Annotated in this window: 3 protein-coding genes; 2 read left to right on the top strand and 1 reads right to left on the bottom strand. The window is 65.2% G+C overall.

Features of this window, described 5'->3' with window-relative positions:
- Positions 1-348 (bottom strand): GMC family oxidoreductase N-terminal domain-containing protein (locus ENZ74_RS30000; protein WP_206522358.1); only part of this gene is annotated, 348 nt, incomplete at its 3' end.
- Between the two features lie 203 nt (positions 349-551).
- Between ENZ74_RS30000 and ENZ74_RS29995 the strand changes: the two genes are divergently transcribed.
- Both ENZ74_RS29995 and ENZ74_RS29990 read left to right on the top strand, forming a co-directional pair.
- The gene (locus ENZ74_RS29995; protein ID WP_013529856.1) at positions 552-1,229 is read left to right on the top strand and encodes an FCD domain-containing protein; all 678 of its coding nucleotides are present in this window, start codon (positions 552-554) and stop codon (positions 1,227-1,229) included.
- 42 nt (positions 1,230-1,271) lie between these two features.
- A partial coding sequence (locus ENZ74_RS29990; protein ID WP_245471038.1) for a GMC family oxidoreductase N-terminal domain-containing protein occupies positions 1,272-2,150 on the top strand: 879 nt, incomplete at its 3' end.

The following is a 2,150-nucleotide window of genomic DNA, read 5'->3' as shown; positions in this document are numbered from 1 at the left end:
GTCCGTCAGGCCGCTTGCCGCCCAGCGATCGTAGTCGCCGCGATTGCCGCGCACATAAGCCATGGCGTTGGTGGAGGAAGAGCCGCCGATGACCTTGCCGCGCGCGCATTCGACCTTGCGGCCGCCGACATTGGCCTCGGGCTCGCAGAAATACATCCAGTCGTGGCGGCGCTCCGTCAGTATCTTGCCCCAGCCGAGCGGGATGTGGATCATCGGATCGCGGTCCCAATCCCCCGCCTCCAACAAAAGCACCGACACGGCAGGGTCTTCGCTCAGCCGGTTCGCCAGCACGCAGCCGGCCGATCCCGCACCGACAATGACGTAGTCAAAGGTTTCGCCAGCCGGCATGCGTGATCCTCGGGAGAAAGACGTCTGCCGCGATGGCAACCGTCGACATGGGCAGTCAACCATCGCGCAACTGGTGTTGTCAACCATTGCGTACAGTTGTAGATTGGTTGAATTGGTTGAGTGCCGTCGAACAGGTTTTCGTGTCACAATATGATGTCGGGACGTTGAGTCGGCGGTCTGCCGATCGGACAGGAGATTTGGTTTTGAGCGCATTCGAGCCGCAGGTCGGACCATCTGATCTCGACGACATCATCGCCGCGGTCCGCCAGTTGCAGCAGGGCGGCGGCAAGCTTCCGTCCGAGCGCGATCTTGCGGAACATCTGAGCGTCAAGCGCCATCAGCTTCGCAAGGCGCTTGAAGTGCTGCGCCTTTCAGGCGACCTCAAACCGGCGCGCGCCAGGCGGGCGCCGACCGCCCTTCCGAGATATGGCGAGGAACTGGTCAGGGTAACCAATCCGATCGAGGTCCTGGAATTGCGCCTGATTATGGAGCCGGGCCTTGCCCGACTGGCGTCGCTGCGCGCCTCCTCTTTCGAGACGGCGCGGATCCTCGACGCGGCAACCACGCCGGAGAACGCCCCGTCGGGTGAGGTCGACTTCGCTTTCCATCTCGCGATCGTTGCCGCGGCCCGCAACCACCTCGCCGCGGAATTCTACAAGATGCTGCGCCAGGTCGGTGTCGATGCGCGGGTGAAGGTTGCGCGCACCGCGGCACCCACCTGCCCCAAGCGGATCGCCCACCGCGACGGCGAGCATCGCCTGATCGCCGAAGCGATCTCGCAGCGCGACCCCGAAGCGGCAGAGGCCGCAATGCGCGCGCACCTTCTGTCGGTGCAGAGACAGATCATGGAACGGTCGAATGCCGGCGCCTTTGCCGCGTGATCGCATCACCTCTGACATCGAGCCTGTGCGGGGAATTTCAAATTGAAACGTCATTTCGACGTGCTGGTCATCGGCGCGGGATCCGCTGGCTCGGTTGTTGCCAGCCGTCTCAGTGAAGACCGGTCGTGCCAGGTCGGCCTCATCGAAGCCGGGACGATGCCGGCCGATCCCGACATCGCCGACCCGCTGAAATGGACGATGCTCCAGGGCCGCGCCTACGACTGGAGCTATCGGACCGTGCCCCAGCCCTTCACCGCCAACCGCGTCCATGAATGGCCGCGCGGCAAAATCGTCGGCGGCTCGAGCTGCCTGCATGCAATGGCCTATGTGCGCGGCCATCCCGATGATTTCGACCCCTGGGTGCAAGCCGGCGGCGAGCGCTGGTCCTATCGGGGGTTGTTGCCGGGCTTCATCCGCAGCGAAGCCTTCACCGCTTTCGACGGGCCAACACGCGGCAAGAGCGGCCCGCTGGACGTCTATCTGCCGGACGCCGAGGTCAGTCCGGTCGTGCGTGCCTACATCGCCGCCGGGCGATCCATGGGGGCTCCCGCCCTGAGCGACCACAACAGCGGCGAGCTGGTCGGCACCAGCCCCAATTCACTCAACATACGCGACGGCAAGCGCCTGAGCGTCGCCGACGCCTATCTGCCGCCGCGGGTCATGGCGCGGCCGAACCTGACCTTGCTCGCCGGCCACGAGGTCGAGCATCTGGTGCTGGACGGCCACAGGGTCACGGGCGTGAGCGTGGTCTGCGAGGGCCAGACCAGAACGCTCTGTGCCGACCGGATTGTCCTTTGCGCCGGCGCCGCGTCCACGCCGCTCATCCTCATGCGGTCGGGCATTGGTTGCCCGGATACGCTGAAGCAGGCTGACATACGCTGCCTTGCCGATCGCAGCGAGGTGGGCCGCAACCTGCAGGAT

It is taken from the genome of Mesorhizobium sp. M7A.F.Ca.CA.002.15.2.1 (assembly GCF_003998715.1).
In the GTDB taxonomy this organism is placed as follows: Bacteria; Pseudomonadota; Alphaproteobacteria; order Rhizobiales; family Rhizobiaceae; genus Mesorhizobium; species Mesorhizobium ciceri.
This window is presented reverse-complemented; position numbering and strand designations above follow the sequence as displayed.